General features: G+C 67.6%; 14 protein-coding genes. 13 read left to right on the top strand and 1 reads right to left on the bottom strand.

Annotated features, from left to right (window positions below):
- The first annotated feature begins 171 nt into the window (after positions 1–171).
- The 13 genes from fabD to ACFVUS_RS40150 all read left to right on the top strand — a co-directional run bounded on the left by fabD (position 172) and on the right by ACFVUS_RS40150 (position 14,502).
- Positions 172–1,131 carry an ACP S-malonyltransferase gene (gene fabD / locus ACFVUS_RS40210; RefSeq protein ID WP_387779503.1) on the top strand — a complete coding sequence of 320 codons (960 nt, stop codon included), beginning with the start codon at positions 172–174 and terminating at the stop codon, positions 1,129–1,131.
- Positions 1,132–1,185: 54 nt separating this feature from the next.
- Positions 1,186–1,587, top strand: a complete 402-nt coding sequence (locus ACFVUS_RS40205; RefSeq protein ID WP_387779499.1) for an acyl carrier protein — start codon at positions 1,186–1,188, stop codon at positions 1,585–1,587.
- 1 nt (position 1,588) lies between these two features.
- The gene (fabG, locus tag ACFVUS_RS40200) at positions 1,589–2,368 is read left to right on the top strand and encodes a 3-oxoacyl-ACP reductase FabG (protein WP_387779496.1); all 780 of its coding nucleotides are present in this window, start codon (positions 1,589–1,591) and stop codon (positions 2,366–2,368) included.
- 7 nt (positions 2,369–2,375) lie between these two features.
- Positions 2,376–2,822 (top strand): hypothetical protein, encoded by a 447-nt coding sequence (locus ACFVUS_RS40195; protein WP_387779493.1) that lies wholly within the window; start codon positions 2,376–2,378, stop codon positions 2,820–2,822.
- Positions 2,819–4,069: a beta-ketoacyl-[acyl-carrier-protein] synthase family protein gene (locus tag ACFVUS_RS40190; protein WP_387779490.1), complete on the top strand. Its 1,251-nt coding sequence runs from the start codon at positions 2,819–2,821 to the stop codon at positions 4,067–4,069. Before ACFVUS_RS40195 ends, ACFVUS_RS40190 begins: the two co-directional genes overlap by 4 nt.
- A complete protein-coding gene (locus ACFVUS_RS40185; protein WP_387779487.1) occupies positions 4,066–4,452 on the top strand; it encodes a 3-hydroxyacyl-ACP dehydratase FabZ family protein in 387 nt (128 codons plus the stop codon). Before ACFVUS_RS40190 ends, ACFVUS_RS40185 begins: the two co-directional genes overlap by 4 nt.
- The gene (locus ACFVUS_RS40180) at positions 4,449–5,726 is read left to right on the top strand and encodes a beta-ketoacyl-[acyl-carrier-protein] synthase family protein (protein ID WP_387779484.1); all 1,278 of its coding nucleotides are present in this window, start codon (positions 4,449–4,451) and stop codon (positions 5,724–5,726) included. Before ACFVUS_RS40185 ends, ACFVUS_RS40180 begins: the two co-directional genes overlap by 4 nt.
- A 14-nt stretch (positions 5,727–5,740) precedes the next feature.
- The gene (locus ACFVUS_RS40175) at positions 5,741–8,062 is read left to right on the top strand and encodes a beta-ketoacyl synthase N-terminal-like domain-containing protein (RefSeq protein WP_387779481.1); all 2,322 of its coding nucleotides are present in this window, start codon (positions 5,741–5,743) and stop codon (positions 8,060–8,062) included.
- Positions 8,059–9,132 carry a 3-oxoacyl-ACP synthase III family protein gene (locus ACFVUS_RS40170; RefSeq protein WP_387779478.1) on the top strand — a complete coding sequence of 358 codons (1,074 nt, stop codon included), beginning with the start codon at positions 8,059–8,061 and terminating at the stop codon, positions 9,130–9,132. The genes ACFVUS_RS40175 and ACFVUS_RS40170 overlap by 4 nt, the downstream gene beginning before the upstream one ends.
- Positions 9,129–10,679, top strand: a complete 1,551-nt coding sequence (locus ACFVUS_RS40165; RefSeq protein WP_387779475.1) for a phytoene desaturase family protein — start codon at positions 9,129–9,131, stop codon at positions 10,677–10,679. Before ACFVUS_RS40170 ends, ACFVUS_RS40165 begins: the two co-directional genes overlap by 4 nt.
- 11 nt (positions 10,680–10,690) lie before the next feature.
- Positions 10,691–12,235: an acyl-CoA carboxylase subunit beta gene (locus tag ACFVUS_RS40160; protein ID WP_387779472.1), complete on the top strand. Its 1,545-nt coding sequence runs from the start codon at positions 10,691–10,693 to the stop codon at positions 12,233–12,235.
- Between the two features lie 116 nt (positions 12,236–12,351).
- A complete protein-coding gene (locus ACFVUS_RS40155) occupies positions 12,352–13,362 on the top strand; it encodes a hypothetical protein (RefSeq protein ID WP_387779469.1) in 1,011 nt (336 codons plus the stop codon).
- Between the two features lie 45 nt (positions 13,363–13,407).
- Complete coding sequence (locus ACFVUS_RS40150) at positions 13,408–14,502, top strand: serine/threonine-protein kinase (RefSeq protein WP_387779466.1); 1,095 nt, start codon at positions 13,408–13,410, stop codon at positions 14,500–14,502.
- Here the strand turns inward: ACFVUS_RS40150 and ACFVUS_RS40145 are convergent.
- Positions 14,475–16,250: a DEDD exonuclease domain-containing protein gene (locus tag ACFVUS_RS40145; RefSeq protein ID WP_387779463.1), complete on the bottom strand. Its 1,776-nt coding sequence runs from the start codon at positions 16,248–16,250 to the stop codon at positions 14,475–14,477. The genes ACFVUS_RS40150 and ACFVUS_RS40145 overlap by 28 nt on opposite strands.
- Between the last annotated feature and the right edge of the window lie 428 nt (positions 16,251–16,678).

Genomic DNA, 16,678 nt, shown 5'->3' with positions numbered 1-16,678 from the left:
CAGCCTGGCCACCGCAGCTGGCCGGGCATCTCGAGGTTGTCTTGAATTCGGCGACGTTCAGTGGTCCGCCCAGTGAACTGCAAGTGGACCGCCCGGCACGCGATCCAGTGGGCGGCACAGTGCCCCCGGGCATGCTCGATTCCAGGCGCTCTGGAGAGGAGATCACGAGCGATGGGTATTGAGCTCGAGGGCCCGATTCTGGGCATGTTCCCAGGTCAGGGATCGCAGCGTCCGGGGATGGCGACCGCCTTGCGCGCCGATCATCATGAGGCGGCGGCCGTCTTCGCGACGGCGGATGCGGCACTGGGGCAGTCGATTTCGCAGCTGTGCAGCACCGGCAGCGAGGAGGAGTTGCAGCGCACCGATATCACCCAGCCCGCCGTGGTCGCCACCAGTCTGGCCATCTGGGATGTACTGCGCGCCAGGGGTTTCGAGCCCGCGGCGGTGGCCGGGCACAGCCTCGGCGAGTTCGCGGCGCTGGCGGCCGCGGGGGTGCTGACCTATGAGCAGGCACTTCTGCTGGTCGCGCGTCGTGGCGAACTCATGGCGCAGGTCGGTGCGAGCGTGCCGGGGGCCATGCTGGCGATCATCGGGCTGTCCGCGGAGCGGGTCGAGGAACTGTGCGAACAGGCCCCGGGCGCGGAGGTGGCGAACTACAACGAGCCCGAACAGACCGTGATCTCCGGCACCGCCGCGGCCATCGCCGAGGTCGAGACCGCCGCACTGGCCGCCGGGGCCGAGAAATGCGTATGGCTCAAAGTCGGTGCGCCCTTTCACTGTTCGCTGATGGACGCCATCGCCGCCGATTTCGGGGCCGAGCTGGATCGCCAGCCCTTCGCCGATCCCCGCATGACGGTCATCAGTTCGGTGACCGCCGCACCGCTGCGCTCGGGCGCGGAGGCGCGAATCCTGTTGCGCCGCCAGCTCAGCGGCAGTGTGCAGTGGGTCGGCACGGTTCGCGCCGCACTCAATGCCGGCAGCACCACGCTGGTGGAGATCGGCCCGGGCCGTGCGCTCACCGGTTTCGCCAAACGCATTGCGCCCGATGCCCAGACGCTGGGCACCGGCAACCCCAAGAACCTCGCCGCGGTGCTCGCGGCGCTGGAGAACGCGCGCGCCATCGCGTCCTGAATCGCGACGGCCACCGCACGAATGACAGTTTCACCACTTCACGAGGAGTCCCTCATGTCCGAAATCAATTCCACCGTTATCGAAGCCGTTGCCGCCGCCCTCGGGCTCGACGACAGCGAGGTAACCCTGGAGTCGACCCTCATCGATGAGCTCGGCGCCGAGTCCATCGACCTGCTCGACATTCTGTTCCGCGTCGAGCGCAAGAGCGGCATCAAGGTGCAGGCCTCCGATATCGGTGACGCCATCCAGGGCGGTATCCCGGATGAGGAATTCGGTGATGAGAACGAGATCGTCACCGCCGCCGGACTGGCGCAGCTGGCGAAGGTGATGCCGCAGATCGATGTGGAGGCGCTGGCGGGCAAGCTTCCCGCCGAGCGCATCATGTCGCTGCTGACCGTGCAGAACCTGATCGACATTGTGATCGGCAAGGCCAAGGCCGCCGAGAATGCGGCCTGATATGGCTGCCGAATTGGACGGTCAGGTCGCGCTCGTCACCGGTGCTTCGCGCGGGATCGGGCGCGCGGTGGCGCTGCGCCTGGCGGCCGCCGGGGCGCGGGTCGCGGTGAACTATCGCTCCGGCAGCGCGCAGGCCGAAGACGTGGTGCGCGAAATCGATGCGCGCGGTGGGAAAGCCATCGCCCTCGGCGCGGATGTCGCCGCGCCCGAGGAGGCGCAGCGCCTGGTGGAGCGCACCGTCACCGAACTCGGCGGTCTCGACATTCTGGTCAACAATGCCGGAATCGCCAGGGACGGACTGATTTTCAATCTCGCCGAGGCGGATTGGGTCGAGGTCATGCGCACCAACTTCGGCGGGACGTTCAACTGCACCAAGGCCGCCATGGCGCATTTCATGGGCCAGCGCGCGGGCGCGATCGTGAACGTCTCCTCGGTAATGGGGGAGGCGGGCTGGATCGGCGAATCCAACTACGCCGCGTCCAAGGCCGCGATCAACGCCTTCACCCGGTGCAGCGCACTGGAACTCGCGCGCTTCGGGGTGCGGGTGAACGCCGCCCTGCCGGGTTTCACCCCGACCGAACTGGTCGGCGGGCTGCTGGCCAAGGACGGCGGGCGCTCGATCAAACAGCAGATTCCCGTGCGCGAGTTCGCGAGTCCGGAACAGGTGGCCGAGGTGGTCGCCTTCCTGGCCGGACCGGGCGCGGCGTATATGACCGGTTCGCTGGTGCGGGTCGACGGCGGCGCGGGCGCCGCGCTCGGCCTCGGCCGCCCCAAGCTGTGAGGACTGTATGCGATTCCACCTGGTAGACCGCATCGAATCCTGGACCCCGCACACCGAGATCCGGGCGCGCAAACTCACCTCGGCGGCCGAGGAATTCTGGCGGGTGGGCCCGGAGGGTCCGGTCATGCCGAAACCCCTGGTGCTGGAGGCACTCTGCCAGGCCGGAACCTGGCTGGTCATGCTCAGCAGCGATTACGCCCGGCGGGCGGCGCTGCTGTCCATCGAACACGTCGCGTTCGAATCGGAGGTGTACAGCGGTGATGTGCTCACCATCGATGGCACGGTGATCTCCACCTCCGATGAGGTGGCGGTGCTGGACGGCACCGTCACCGTGGGGGAGCGGCGGGTGCTGACCGCGACCGGGGTGATGTGCGCGCTCATCGACACCGGCAAGCTCGATGATCCCGAACGGGTGCGCCTGCACGGTGAACAGCTGCTCGGGGGTGCGATATGAGGCGGGTCGCCATCACCGGGATCGGCGCGGTGACACCGCTGGGCAATACCGCCGTCGAGACCTGGGCGGGTCTGGCGTCGGGGCGCAGCGGCGTCGGGCCGCTCACCACCTTCGACGCCTCGACCTACCCCGCGCGAATCGGGGGACAGGTCAAGGATTTCCGCTGTACGGACCTGCGCGATCGGCGTCTGCCGGATGCGGGCCGGTACGGCATCGCGGCCACCCGGGAAGCGCTCGCGCAGGCCGGGATCGGTCCGGGCACGTACGCGCCCGAGCAGATCGGCATCGCGGTCGGAGCCAGTGTCGGCCGCCCGGAATTGCAGACCGTCGTGGATGTCGCGTACCTGCGCGATCGGACCGGGGCCACCGAGATCTATCGGCACGCCCCGCGAGATGTGCTGTACCGCAACGCGAATATCACGCTGTCCGCGCTCGCGGTGGCGGCCGACGCGGCCGGGCCGATGATCAGTGTCAGCACCGCCTGCGCCGGATCGGGGCATGCCATCGGTGAGGCGTTCCGGGCCATTCAGGACGGTGACGCTCGCGCCATGGTCGCGGGCGGCACCGACACGCTGACCAGCTGGATGGATGTGCTCGGCTTCGGCCTGCTGGGCGCGCTCACCGTCGACTACAACGATCGGCCCGAAAAGGCCTCGCGGCCTTTCGAAGCCGATCGCTCCGGCTTCGTGATCGGTGAAGGCGCGGTCATGGTGGTGCTCGAGGAGTGGGAGGCGGCGCACGCTCGCGGCGCGACCGTCCTGGCCGAATTGCGGGGCTACGCCTCGACATTGAACGCGTACCGCATCACCGATTCGCCGCCCGATGGCGGCGGTGCGATCAGCGCCATGACCGGCGCGCTCGACGATGCCGGAATCGCCCCCGCCGATATCGATTACGTGGTCGCGCACGGCACCGGCACACCCGGTAACGATCTCTCCGAGACCATCGCCATCAAATCCGTATTCGGTGACAGCGCGGCGCGTGTGGCGGTCAGCTCACCGAAATCCATGACGGGACATCTGACTTCGGCGGCGGCCTCGCTCAATGTGCTGGCCGCGGTCGGTGCGCTGCGCACCTCCATCCTGCCGCCGACCATCAACCTCGATCGTCCCGATCCCAAGCTCGACCTGGACTACGTACCCAATATCGCCGTCCATCGCGAGGTCGGCGCGGTGCTGGTGAACGCCTTCGCGTTCGGCGGCACCAACACCTGCCTGGTCGTCGCCAAGCCACAGGAGCACCAATGAACCCAGCATGGGAACCGATCCTGGACGGGGTGCTGCTCGTCGAACCCGGGCAGCGCGCGGTGACGGTCCGCAATATCCCGGCCACCCTGGCCATCTTCGACAGCCACTTCCCGCGCTTTCCGGTGCTGCCCGGGGTGCTGCTGCTGGACAGCATGATCGAGACCGCGAAATACGTTGTCGGCGAACCGGGTCCGGCCTGGCAGGTGCGTGAGGCCGGGGTGGTGCGCTTCCGGCACTTCGTGCAGCCGGGGGATCGCGTCATCATCGAGGCGACGCTCACCGCGCCCGGAACCTTCAAGGTGCAGGCCAAGGTCGGCGATCGGGTGGTCGCCACCTGCCGGTCCCTGCGGCTGAGCCCGGTCGAAGCGGTGGTGCCGGTATGACCGAGGTAGTCGTCACCGGTATCGGGCTGATCACCGCCCTGGGCGAGGGACAGGAACCGACCTGGCAGGGACTCATCGAGGGGCGCACCGGGATCGGGCCGATCTCGACCTATGAACCCGCGTCCCTGCACACCCGCCAGGCGGCCCAGTTGCGGGACTTCGACGTCCGTACGTATTTGGAGCGCAAGGCCCGTCGTTTCATGGCCCCGGTGGACGAGATCGCCGCTGCCGCAGCGCTGCTCGCGCTCCGGGACGCCGGACTCGAAGTGGCCGACCTGGATCCGGCGCGCACCGGGGTGTTCGCGGGCGGCAACAAGGAACTGTGCCGCCCCGAAGGCGTGGTCGAGGGCGCGCTGGCCGTTCGCGGCGAGGACGGCCGGGCCGACTTCCGCAAGCTCGGCGAGGTGGCGTCGTCGGTGTTCCCGCCGCTGTTCTACGTCGAGGGCCTGCAACCGGCCGTGCTGTTCTTCCTGTCCCAAATGTTCGGGGTCCGTGGGCCGAACGCGTATTTCCACGGAACCGCGGAGGCGGGCGCCAATGCCGTCGCCCGTGCCGCGCGGGCACTGCGCCGGGGCGAGGCCGATATCGCGGTCGCGGGCGGCTTCGATGATCCGACCTCGTGGTGGCCGATGTCGCATATGGACACCCTCGGGGTGCTGTCGGATCGAAATGACCTCGGCCCCTCGGCTTTCCGGCCGTTCGACCGGGATCGCTCGGGTTCGGTGCTCGGCGACGGCGCGGCCTTCCTGATCCTCGAGCGCCGCGATGCCGCGCTCGCCCGGGGCGCGCGCTGCTACGCCGAGATCGCGGGCTCGGGCCTGACCAACGACCGGCAGGCGCTCACCCCGGAACCGCACGGGCGCGCACTGGCCGCCGCCATCACCCGCGCGCTCGACGATGCCGCCATGCCGGTCGATCAGGTCGGATATATCGCCGCGCACGGGTGCGCCACCCGGCTCGGTGATGTCACCGAAACCCGGGCCATTCGAACGGCATTGGGCTCCACCGCCGACACGGTGCGGGCCAGCAGCGTGAAACCGCAGACCGGGCATCTGGTCGGTGCGGCCGGTGCGCTCAATATCGCGATCGCCGCGCTCACCCTGCATCACGCGATCGTGCCGCCGACGCTGCACCTGGAAACACCGGATCCGGACTGCGATCTGGACTGGGTGCCCAAATCCGCGCGCCCGGACGCCACGCTCACCGGCGCGCTGGCGCTGGCCCGCGGGCTGGCCGGTCAGCAGGTGGCGCTCGCGTTGCGCCCCATCTCGTAGACCCGGAGGAACTCATGTCGAAAACCATCGACCGCATAGTCGTGAGCGGAATGGGGGCCGTCACCGCCTTCGGTATCGGCCTGGAACCGCTGTGGGAGGGTGCGCGCGCCGGTGCCGTCGCCATTCGCCCGGTGGCCGGACTGCCCATGGCGGGGTATCGGACCAAGCTCGCGGGGGAGGTGCCGGAGGACGTGAAACCGTCGTACGACGGGCTTTCCGGTGCGGTGCGAGAGCCGTCGCTGGACTTCGCGCTGGTCGCCGCCGAGGAGGCGCTGGCCGCCAGCGGACTCGCGGGCGTCGTGCCGCCCGAACGCTGGGGCGTGGTGTTCGCGACCTGCAATGGCGGATTGGTCAGCGGGGAACAGGCATTGCGCGCCGAGGCGAGCGGACAGCCCGCACCGTTCGAGCAGTTGCTGCTGGTCTCACCGCAGACCATCGCCGAGGTCATCGGCGCGGCCTTCGGTTTCGGTGGACCGGTGCTGTCGGTGAACACCGCCTGCGCCTCCGGTGCGCACGCCATCGCGCACGCGGTGGAACTGCTGCGCGACGGGCACGCCGACGCGCTGCTGGTGGGCGGTAGCGATTCGCTCTCGGGGGTGACGTTCGCCGGATTCAACAGTCTGGAATCGCTCTCGCCCAATCCGGCCGCACCGTATTCGAAAGGGCGCGACGGTCTTTCGCTCGGCGAGGGCAGCGGGATGCTGGTCCTGACCCGGGCCACGATAGCGGCGGCGCATGACGCGCCGGTGCTGGCCGAGGTGCTCGGCTACGGACTGTCGGCGGACGGATATCACGCCACCGCACCGCATCCCGAGGGAGCCGGGGCGGCGCGCGCCATTGTCGCGGCGCTCGCGTCCGGTGGTGTCCGGCCCGACGAGGTCGGCTATGTGAACGGGCACGGCACCGGGACGCCCAAGAACGATCCGGCCGAAGTCGCCGCGGTGCGAACGGCTTTCGGCGACGACACCGCGAAAACCCTGTTGAGCAGCACCAAATCGATGATCGGGCATCTGCTCGGCGCGGCGGGCGCGGTGGAGAGCATCGTGACCGTACAGGCGCTGCGGGAGCAGACCGCGCCGCCCACGGCCGGATTCCTGGAACCGGATCCGCACTGCGCCATCGATGTGGTGCCGGGCGGCTCCCGGACGCTCGATACCGCGGCCGCGCTGTCGAATAACTTCGCGTTCGCCGGGGCCAATGCCAGCATTCTGTTCGGCCTGCCCGGCCGCATCGAGAGTCCGGCACCGGGCGATGAACCGATCGTCATCACCGGACTGGCCGCACTCGGACCGGACTGGAACACCCTCGCCGGACTGCATGCCGCCTACCGCGATTATTCGGCCGCCGATCGCAGATCCGAACGCTTCGCCGCACTGCTCGGCAATCCCGAATGGGAGCTGCCGCCGCGCGAACGCCGCCGGGTGGACCGGTTGGGCAGGTACGCCATCATGGCCTCCGCCATGGCGCTCGCCGATGCCGGACTCGCGGGGACGGAGCGTCCCGCGCCGCGCATCGGCGTGGTGCTCGGCACCGGGCTCGGACCGCTCGCCAGCATCGAGGAATTCGTGGTGCCGCTGGTCGATTCGGGGCCGGAAACCGCCAATCCGGCGGTGTTCCCGAACACGGTGTACAACGCCGCCGCCGGGCAGGTCGCCATGAAACTCGGGCTCACCGGGGTGACCTCGACGCTCACCGCCGCGCATGCCGCGGGTGCGGCGGCGCTGTGCGTCGCGCGGGATCTGCTGCGCCGGGGCACCGCCGACGCGATCGTGGTGCCCGCCGTCGACACCTTTTGTGCTGCCGCGCGAACCGCGTACGGGCGCTTACCCGCCTTCGCGCGATCGGCCGAATACGTACCCACCGAGGGCGGGTACGGCATTGTGCTGGAACCGCTTTCGAAGGCGCTGGCGCGCGGTGCGGTGCCGCGCGCGGAGTTCGCCGGATTCGGCATGGCGTCCGACGGCCTCGGCATCGGCGAATTCGACACCGATGGAAAGGGTTTCGAACGCGCCATGCGGGCCGCGCTGGCGCACGCGGAGCTGACCGCGGCGCAGGTCCCGCGCATCCAGTCCAACGCGGCGGGTGTCGAGGCCTTCGACACCGCCGAATTCGCCGCCATCGGACGGGTTTTCGACAGCACCGAACCATTTGTCGAAACACCCAAGCGGTGGCTGGGCGAACCGGTCGGCGCGGGCGCGCACCTGGCCGTCGCGCTGGCGGCCGAACAGCCGCTCGCACAACCGGTGCTGATCAACAGTTCCTCGCCGGGCGGCACCCATATCAGCGTGGTGCTGACCCCGGTGCGCACCGCCGACGACAGGAGTACATCGTGGTGACGATCGCCAGCACCGGCGCGTATCTGCCCGGCGCACCGCTCACGAACGACGATATGGCCGGGCTGTGCGGAACACTGCCGCCCGAGGTGCTCGAAGGCTTGCAGGTGCAGCGCAGGCACTGGGCCATCGACCCGGTATCGGGCCGCCACCTGGTCAGCAATGGTGAGATGGCCGAGGCGGCCGCGCGACAGGCATTGGAGCGCGCCGGAATCGAACCCGGCGACGTCGAACTGCTGGTCATGTCGACCTCCAGCCCGGAATACCATCTGCCCGCGCAGGTTACGTTCGTGCAGGCGCGGCTCGGACTGACCCGCTGCGCGGTGGTGGAGGTGCGCTCCGGCTGCGCGGGTGCGGTGCAGGCACTCGATATCGCCTGGCGCATGGTGGAATCGGGGCGCTACGCCAATGCGGTGGTGATCGGGAGTGAGATCATCTCCCCGCTGCTGTTCCCGTATCTGCGCAGCGGGGATCCCGAGGCCGTGCGGCTGCGGGATCGAATCTCGTTCTACAACTTCGGTGATGGCGCGGGCGCGGTGGTGCTGACACCGGGTGATGGCCCGGATCGGTTGCACGGCAGCGTGAATGCCTGCATCGGCGGGGATCGCCAACCCGGAATGCACATTATCGGCGGCGGTACGCACGCGCCGATCGCCGAACAGTTGGCCGCGCGCCAGATGGTGCGGCTGAATCTCGATGTCGTGCAGTCCGAGAAGTTCGGGCCGACGGTGTTCGTGGAAGCCCTCGACGCGCTGCTGCGGGCCAGTGAGCTGACCATCGACGAGATCACCGGATGCGTGCTGCCCGAAGGCAACGCGCCCTATTTCACCGCCGAGCTCGAATCCGCGGGCATGTCCGCCGAGCAGTGGAAAACAGTGCAATCCAAGATCATGGAGAACCTCTCCGACGTCGGCGCGACCGGATCGGCTGCGGTTCCCATCGCGCTCGATGACGCCTGGCAGCACGGGCGCATTCGCCCCGGCGACAAGGTGCTGCTGCTCGGAATCGAAACCAGCCGATGGATTTACGCCGGTATGGCATTGACCTGGACGGCAGAGAAGAGCCCGCGATGACGATTCTGGTGGATGCCGCGCAGGACAGCTACGACGTCGTGGTCATCGGCAGCGGACTCGGCGGGTTGACCGCGGCCGCGCTGCTCGCGCAGACCGGGCGCAGTGTGCTGGTGGTGGAACGGCACAACCGGCTCGGTGGCTACGCGCACTCGTTCACGCACAAACGGCAGATCTTCGATTCGGCGGTGCATCTGATCGCCGGTGCCGAACACAGCGAGAGCGGTTTTCCGAGCATGCTGCCGCTGCTGCTGGACTACCTCGGGGTCGCCGACCGATGTGAGTTCCGGCAGCTGGATTCGCTGTACCGGGCCATGTTTCCCGGCATGAGCGTCGACATCCCCACGGGGCCGGAGTTTCTCGACGTGCACACCCGGCTCTTCCCCGAGGAGAAGCTGGGACTGCGCCGCCTGCAACGCCTTTCGACGCAGCTGGCGCGCGAGGTGATGCGGACCCCGCCCGATCTGCCGTCCGAGGATCTGCTCGCGGCCGGACTGCCGCTACTGCACGAATACCGGCACCGGACCGTCGGCGAGGTCTTCGACCAGCATTTGCGTGATCCGAAACTGAAGGCGCTGCTGGGCACGCTGTGGCCGTATCTCGGTGTGCCGCCCAGCGCAGCGGCCTTCGACACCTGGGCGCCGATGCTGATGAACTATGTGGATCTCGGGGTCTACTACTGCGTCGGCAGCTTCCAGAATCTCGTCGACGCTGTTGCCGCGAGCCTGACCACCGCCGGTGGTGAGACGCTGCTGAAGACCTCGGTGCGGCGCATCACCGTGGAGAATGAGCGCGTCACCGGGGTCGTGCTCGACAACGGGCAGCGGATTCGCGCGCAGACCGTCATCTCCAACGCCGATCCGCTCCAGACCTGCGCCGAGCTCATCGGTGAAAGCGTTGTGGGGCAGGACTATACGAAGCGACTGCGGGATATGCGGCCCTCGCTCTCGGCGGCGGTGGTGTTCCTGGCCACGGATCTGCCGCTCGAGCAGATGGACGTCGCGCACGAGACCTTCCTGTACGACCACTGGGATCACGACATCGTCTACGACCGCATGAACGCCGGTGAGGTGCCCGCGCTCGCGGTAACCGTTCCGACACTGAGTGATTCGTCGCTGCTGCGCGGACGGGCCAAACACCTGGTGACGCTGTCCACGCTCATCGCCTACGACGCGGTGGATTCCTGGCGGGCGCACAAGCCGCGGTACGAGCGGCTCATGCTGGAGAAGCTGGAGCAGGTGATACCCGGTATCGGCGGGCATATCGACTTCGCCGAAGCCGGAACACCGCGAACCATGGAGCGCTACACACTCAATGAGCAGGGCGCGATCTACGGCTGGGCGCATACACCCGAACAGAGTTCCACCGATCGCATGCCGCATCGCGGACCCGTGGACGGACTCTTCTTCTCCGGGCACTGGACCCAGCCCGGCGGCGGGGTGCTCACCGTGGTTAGCTCCGGCATCCAGACCGCGGAATTGGTCGCGGGCGCACCGGTTTTCGTACCGGCCTTCGATCGCGTCGATCGCTTTCAGGCATCCACCAGATAAAGGGGCATCGAATGCGCAGAGCCACAGCGGAACTGGCCGATATCAAACGGCGCGTACAGGATTGGCCGGATACCGCCGCCACCGCGGCCCAGCACGCCAAAGGTAAACTCACCGCCCGCGAGCGCATCGCGATCCTGCTGGACGAGGGGTCATTTCACGAGGTGGACGCGCTGCGCAAGCATCGCGCCACCGGGTTCGGGCTGGAGAATCGTAAACCGCACACCGACGGCGTGGTGACCGGCTGGGGCACCGTGTTCGGCCGCACCGTCTTCGTCTACGCGCAGGATTTCCGGATCATGGGCGGGGCGGTCGGTGAGGCGCACGCGCAGAAAATCCACAAGATCATGGATCTGGCGCTGGCGGCCGGTGCGCCGCTGGTCGGACTGAATGACGGTGCGGGAGCACGCATTCAGGAAGGCGTCACCGCGCTCGCCGGATTCGGCGGGATCTTCCAGCGCAATGTCGCGGCCTCCGGGGTGATTCCGCAGATCAGTGTGATTCTGGGGCCGTGCGCGGGTGGGGCGGCCTACAGTCCCGCGCTCACCGATTTCATCTTCATGGTGCGCGAGACCTCGCAGATGTTCATCACCGGACCGGATGTCATCGCCGCCGTCACCGGGGAACAGGTCACCATGAACGGGCTCGGCGGGGCGGATGTGCACGCCGACACCTCCGGAGTCGCGCATTTCGCCTACGACGATGAAGCCGGTTGCCTGCACGATGTGCGGTATCTGCTGGCCATTCTGCCCGCCAACAATCGTGATTCGGCCCCCATCGCCGATACCCCGGACGTGCCGGATCGGCGCTGTGAACGCGTCTACGACATCGTGCCCGCCGACGGGAACCGGCCCTACGATATGCGCACCGTGGTCGAGGAGATCGTCGACGACGGGGACTTCTTCGAGGTCCACGAGAACTGGGCCGCGAATATTCTGTGCATCTTCGCGCACCTCAATGGGCAACTCGTGGGGATCGTCGCGAACCAGCCGATCGTGCTCGCGGGCGTGCTCGATATCGCCGCATCGGAGAAGGCCGCGCGTTTCGTGCAGCTGTGCGACGCGTTCAATATCCCGATCGTCACGCTGCTGGACGTGCCCGGATTCCTGCCCGGGGTCGATCAGGAACATCACGGCATCATCCGGCACGGCGCGAAACTGTTGTACGCGTACTGCAATGCCACCGTGCCGCGCATCTCGGTGGTGATGCGCAAGGCCTACGGCGGCGCGTACATCGTGATGGACTCCCGGTCGATCGGGTCCGATCTGGCGCTGGCGTGGCCGACCAATGAGATCGCCGTCATGGGTGCGGAAGCCACCGCCAATGTGATCTTCCGGCGCGAGATCGCCGCCGCCGACGATCCGGAAGCGCTGCGGCAGCAGCGCGTGAAGGAATACCGCACCGAACTCATGCACCCGTACTACGCCGCCGAACGCGGGCTCGTCGACGATGTCATCGATCCGGCGGACACCCGAATCGCGCTCATCCGCGGACTGGAGATGCTGCGGCGCAAGCAAGTCGGACTGCCGATCCGCAAACACGGGAACCCACCGCAGTAGCTCCGCGCGAGCCGAATCACCCGGAATCGCCCATATCGGCACTGGTAGTCTCCTGTGCCGAGGTCGCCACGCCGAATTCCACGGTGGGCCTCGATCGGGATCGGGGAGGAAACCGAATGGGTGCGGACTGGGTACGCGCGGCCGAAACACTCGTGCACGAGGTGCTCGACGCGTCCGCCGCGGAGGTCGATCGCACCGGCACGATCCCCGCCACGCATTTCGACGCCCTCGCCGAACGCGGCTTCTACGGCTTCCCGCTCTCCGAAGGCATGTCACCGGAGATTCTCATCGACACCGCCGCGACCATTATCAGCGGTTGTCTCGCAACGGGTTTCGTCTGGGCACAACACCTCGGAGCCCTGCGCGCGGTCGCCTTCAGCCTCGACGCCGCCCTGCGCGACCGCTTCCTGCCCCGCATGCTCGCGGGCACCTACCGTTGCGGCGTCTCCTGGGCGGCGGCCCGCCCCAACCCCACCCTCTTCGCCGAACCCGTGCGGGACGGCTTCCTCCTCACCGGCACCGCCCCCTTCGTCACCGGCTGGGATTACATCGACGCCGTCGCCACCGCCGTCCGCGTCCACGCCAGCGGCACCGAATCCGTTGCCACCCTGCTCATCCCGATCCACGACACCGGCAACCTCACCCCCACCCGCCTCCCCCTCACCGCCGCCGACGCCAGCTCCACCGTCACCCTCCACTTCGCCGAATCCTTCGTCCCCGACTCCACCCTGATATCCATCAAACCGGTGGACGAAACCGCCCCCAACCCCCTCAGCGACTGGATCAACGGAGCCCTCTCCCTCGGCATCCTCACCCGCATCAACCGCTACCTGGCAACCCAGCCGATAGACGCCACCCCCTACGCGGCCCAACTGTCCACTCTCCGAACCAAATACGCCACCGCCCTCGGCAACCCCGCCCTGACCCACACCCTCCGCGCCGAAATATCCCAAGCCGCCCTCACCGCCGCCGCAGCAGCGGTAGTAACCACCGGCAGCCGCTCCACCCTCACCCACACCCCCGCCGAACAACTGATGCGCGAAGCAACCTTCGCCCTCGTCTGCACCACCCGCACCCCCATCAAATCCACCCTCCTCCAAGCCCTCACCCCCACCCTCGAATCCTGACGTAGGGTTCACCGAGGTATCGAGTTGTGGAAGGTGTTGTCAGGGGTGGCATTCGAGCCTGGGACGGTGTTCGCCGGTTACACCATCAGAAAATTGGTCGGATCCGGCGGTATGGGGCAGGTCTATCTGGCGCAGCATCCACGGCTGCAACGCCAGGTGGCGCTCAAGGTACTCAATTCGGCGCTGAGCGCCGATCCGAAGGCACGGGCGCGGTTCGAGCGTGAAGTCGAGGTGGTGACGCGGCTCGAACACCCCAATATCGTTGCCATCCATGACCGCAGCGGTCCCGGCGACCCGGTGCTGTGGCTGGCCATGCGCTACGTATCGGGCGGGGACACCGCCGGGGTGATCACACGCGCCGATGGGCAATTACCCGCCGATCGCGCGCTCCATCTGATCACGGGGGCTGCCCGCGGCCTGAGCTTCGCGCACCGCCAAGGCGTCCTGCATCGGGATGTGAAACCGGCCAACCTGCTCATCGAGCACATCGACGATGTCGAACAGGTGCTGGTCGCCGATTTCGGGATCGCCCGCAGCCTGGACGACACCGCGACACAGTCGACGGTCATGGCCAGCCTCGCCTATGCCGCACCCGAACGCTTCGAAAGCATCCCGGTCGACCTGCGCGCCGACGTCTACTCCCTCGGCGCGACCTTCTACGAAATGCTCACCGGGCAAACACCATTCCCGCGCTCCGATCAGGCCGCGGTATTCGCGGCCCACCTCACCGCGCCACCACCGCGACCAACCGCGCTACGCCCGGACCTACCCGCCAGGCTGGACAAAATCATCGCCACCGCCATGGCGAAATCACCCGGCCATCGATACCCCGACTGCCTGGAATTCGCGGCCGACACCGAGCGAGCCCTCAACTCCCCGCACCGCGCCACCACGATCAACCCGCGTCACCTCGCGCCGAAGCAGGCCACTCCACCGGCACGGACACCACCATCGGACGAGCCGGCCGAATCCGGAACTCCCGCCCGAGCAATCGTCTTCATCGCGGTGTCAATCCTGATCATCGTCGTTCTCGTCGTCGCGTTGATGCGCGGTGTATCCAGTGCGGGCCACCGGCAATCGATGCCTCCCATCACCTTCGCCGAGACGGCGGTTCAAGCATTCGTCACGGGGCCTGTGTAGCGGACTTTGGGCGGGTGATCACCAGGAGGTGGTTCATCGACGCTTCGCGCGGTTTCCGCGCGGGCGAGCCAGTCCAGCCAGAGGCCTGCTCCGAGGCGGGGTTCGGCGTAGCCGTTGGTGGTGCGGACTATGCGGGTGCCGGGCTGTTCTAGCCAGCGGACCAGGAGGCCTGCTTCCTCGGGGAGGGCGCCGTGCAGGGGTGGGTGGATCGGGGGCTCGGTGGGGGAGTTGAGGCGGGGTGGGATTACGGTTTCGGCGGCGGCTGCGAGGCGGTCGACGGTGAGCATGGGGGAGATGCCTCGGGGGGCGTTGCCGGCTGATGCGAGGCGGCCGTGACGGATGATCGCGAACTGCCAGCCACCGGTGCCGTCGGGGTGGGCGGCTATCAGTTCGGGGATGCGGGTGAGGGCGGCTAGGCGCTGGGTGCGGCGGAGGGCGCGGATCACAGTGATGGTGCGGTCCCGTAGGCGGGCTGCGGCCTCGAAATGTTCTGCGGTTGAGAGGAATTCGATCTTTTCCCGGATGGAGATCAAGATCGCGTCGCTATCGCCGGAGAACAGGGCGCGGACCGCTTCGGGAGACTGCGCGTACTCCTTTATATATAGGGGTCTGTTTTGGGCGTTCGCGGGGCAACCGCCGACCACGGCCGACGGGCAATCGTGAGCGCCGTCGCGGGGGATGCGGTGGGTGCAGGTGCGCAGGGCGCAGTTCTCGGCGATCGTGGTCGCCACCTCCACGGCATCGGCGCGGGAGGTGAAGGGGCCGAGGGAGTCCCGGACGGGGGTGCGGGAGACCGCGAAACGCGGGAACGGTTCGTCGGTCAGATTGAGCCACCACGCGCGCTGCGGGAATTTGGAGCGGCGGTTGTAGGGCGGGGTGTGCGCGAGCAGCAGGCGGAGTTCGCGGACGCCCGCCTCGAGACCGTGCGCGCATTCGACATGATCGACTCGCGTCGCCAGTTGCACCATTTCGCGCATGCGCGGGCGGGTGTCCGAACCGGTGAAATAGTTGCGGACACGGCGGCGAAGATTCACCGCGGTTCCTATATATAGGACTTCATCGGAGGGACCCCGGAACAGATAGACGCCGGGGGTGGCCGGAAGGTCCGCCGCGAGAGTCCGTTTCGCGCGCTGGCGGCGCGTCACCTCCGGCAGATAGTCCAGCAGCTCGGTGAGGCTGTGCACGCCCTGATTGCCGACCCGGGCGATGAGCGCGTGCAATACGTCCACGGTGGCGCGCGCGTCGTCGAGCGCGCGGTGCGTGGGACGGGTCTGCGCGCCCAGCAGTTCCGCGATGAAGGACAGCTTCACCGAGGGCGCCTCATCACGCCCGAGCACCCGCCGCGCCAGCCGGACCGTGCACAGCACTTGGAAAGCGGGCCACGGGATCTCGGACCGCGCCGCCGCGGCGCGCAGGAACCCGGTATCGAACGGGGCGTTGTGCGCGACGAGCACCGCCCCGGCGGCGAACTCCAGAAATCCGGGCAGCACCTGTGCGATGGGTGGCGCGTCGATGACCATCGCGGTGGTGATCCCGGTGATCTGCACGATCTGCGGTGGAATCGCGTACCCGGGGTTGATCAGCGTCGCGAACTCGCCGAGCACCTCACCGCCGCGCACCTTCACCGCGCCGATCTCGGTGATGGCATCGCCTTCGGGGCTGGTTCCGGTGGTCTCCAGGTCCACGACCACGAACGTTGTGTCATAGAGCGGTGTTTCGAGCTCATCGAAGGCCAGCTGTTCGGACACGACCCGCAAGCGTAGGCCGGGGGTCCGACAGGTTCGAAGCCGTTACCCCCGGTAACGGCCCGGATTTCATTGACCAGGGGAAATGTCTGAATTCGTAATCGAGATTCTCGAGGTGAAATCCCCGATTTGAGCAAATATGCAGAAATGTGGTCAGGGTCACATTGATTCATAATGTGGATCAATCCGGGGGAGTGTGACGGACTGTCCGGGTCAGTGTCCGGCGCGTGCTGGCGCGGTGAGGATCGCCTCAGCACGGTTTGCAAGTCCGCCGGTCAGAGCCTGGTCGGGCAAGGCGTCTCCGACCTGCTGTTATTCGGAATCGGTCCTGCAAGGAGGGGTTGTCCCAACCCGCTCCTTACTGACTGGTAGCTCAGCGGAAGCTCCCGCCGAATTGGTCGCTGTTATCGTTTCGTGATTGCTGTGACTTT

The organism is Nocardia sp. NPDC058058, assembly GCF_042885355.1.
Lineage (GTDB): Bacteria > Actinomycetota > Actinomycetes > Mycobacteriales > Mycobacteriaceae > Nocardia.
The sequence above is the reverse complement of the archived record's forward strand: the minus strand, read 5'-3'. Positions and strand labels throughout refer to the sequence as shown.

Bases quoted from the DNA above. Each gene is read 5' to 3' on its own strand.
- fabD (WP_387779503.1), top strand. From the start codon at position 172: ATGGGTATTGAGCTCGAGGGCCCGATTCTGGGCATGTTCCCAGGTCAG.
- ACFVUS_RS40205 (WP_387779499.1), top strand. From the start codon at position 1,186: ATGTCCGAAATCAATTCCACCGTTATCGAAGCCGTTGCCGCCGCCCTC.
- fabG (WP_387779496.1), top strand. From the start codon at position 1,589: ATGGCTGCCGAATTGGACGGTCAGGTCGCGCTCGTCACCGGTGCTTCG.
- ACFVUS_RS40195 (WP_387779493.1), top strand. From the start codon at position 2,376: ATGCGATTCCACCTGGTAGACCGCATCGAATCCTGGACCCCGCACACC.
- ACFVUS_RS40190 (WP_387779490.1), top strand. From the start codon at position 2,819: ATGAGGCGGGTCGCCATCACCGGGATCGGCGCGGTGACACCGCTGGGC.
- ACFVUS_RS40185 (WP_387779487.1), top strand. From the start codon at position 4,066: ATGAACCCAGCATGGGAACCGATCCTGGACGGGGTGCTGCTCGTCGAA.
- ACFVUS_RS40180 (WP_387779484.1), top strand. From the start codon at position 4,449: ATGACCGAGGTAGTCGTCACCGGTATCGGGCTGATCACCGCCCTGGGC.
- ACFVUS_RS40175 (WP_387779481.1), top strand. From the start codon at position 5,741: ATGTCGAAAACCATCGACCGCATAGTCGTGAGCGGAATGGGGGCCGTC.
- ACFVUS_RS40165 (WP_387779475.1), top strand. From the start codon at position 9,129: ATGACGATTCTGGTGGATGCCGCGCAGGACAGCTACGACGTCGTGGTC.
- ACFVUS_RS40160 (WP_387779472.1), top strand. From the start codon at position 10,691: ATGCGCAGAGCCACAGCGGAACTGGCCGATATCAAACGGCGCGTACAG.
- ACFVUS_RS40155 (WP_387779469.1), top strand. From the start codon at position 12,352: ATGGGTGCGGACTGGGTACGCGCGGCCGAAACACTCGTGCACGAGGTG.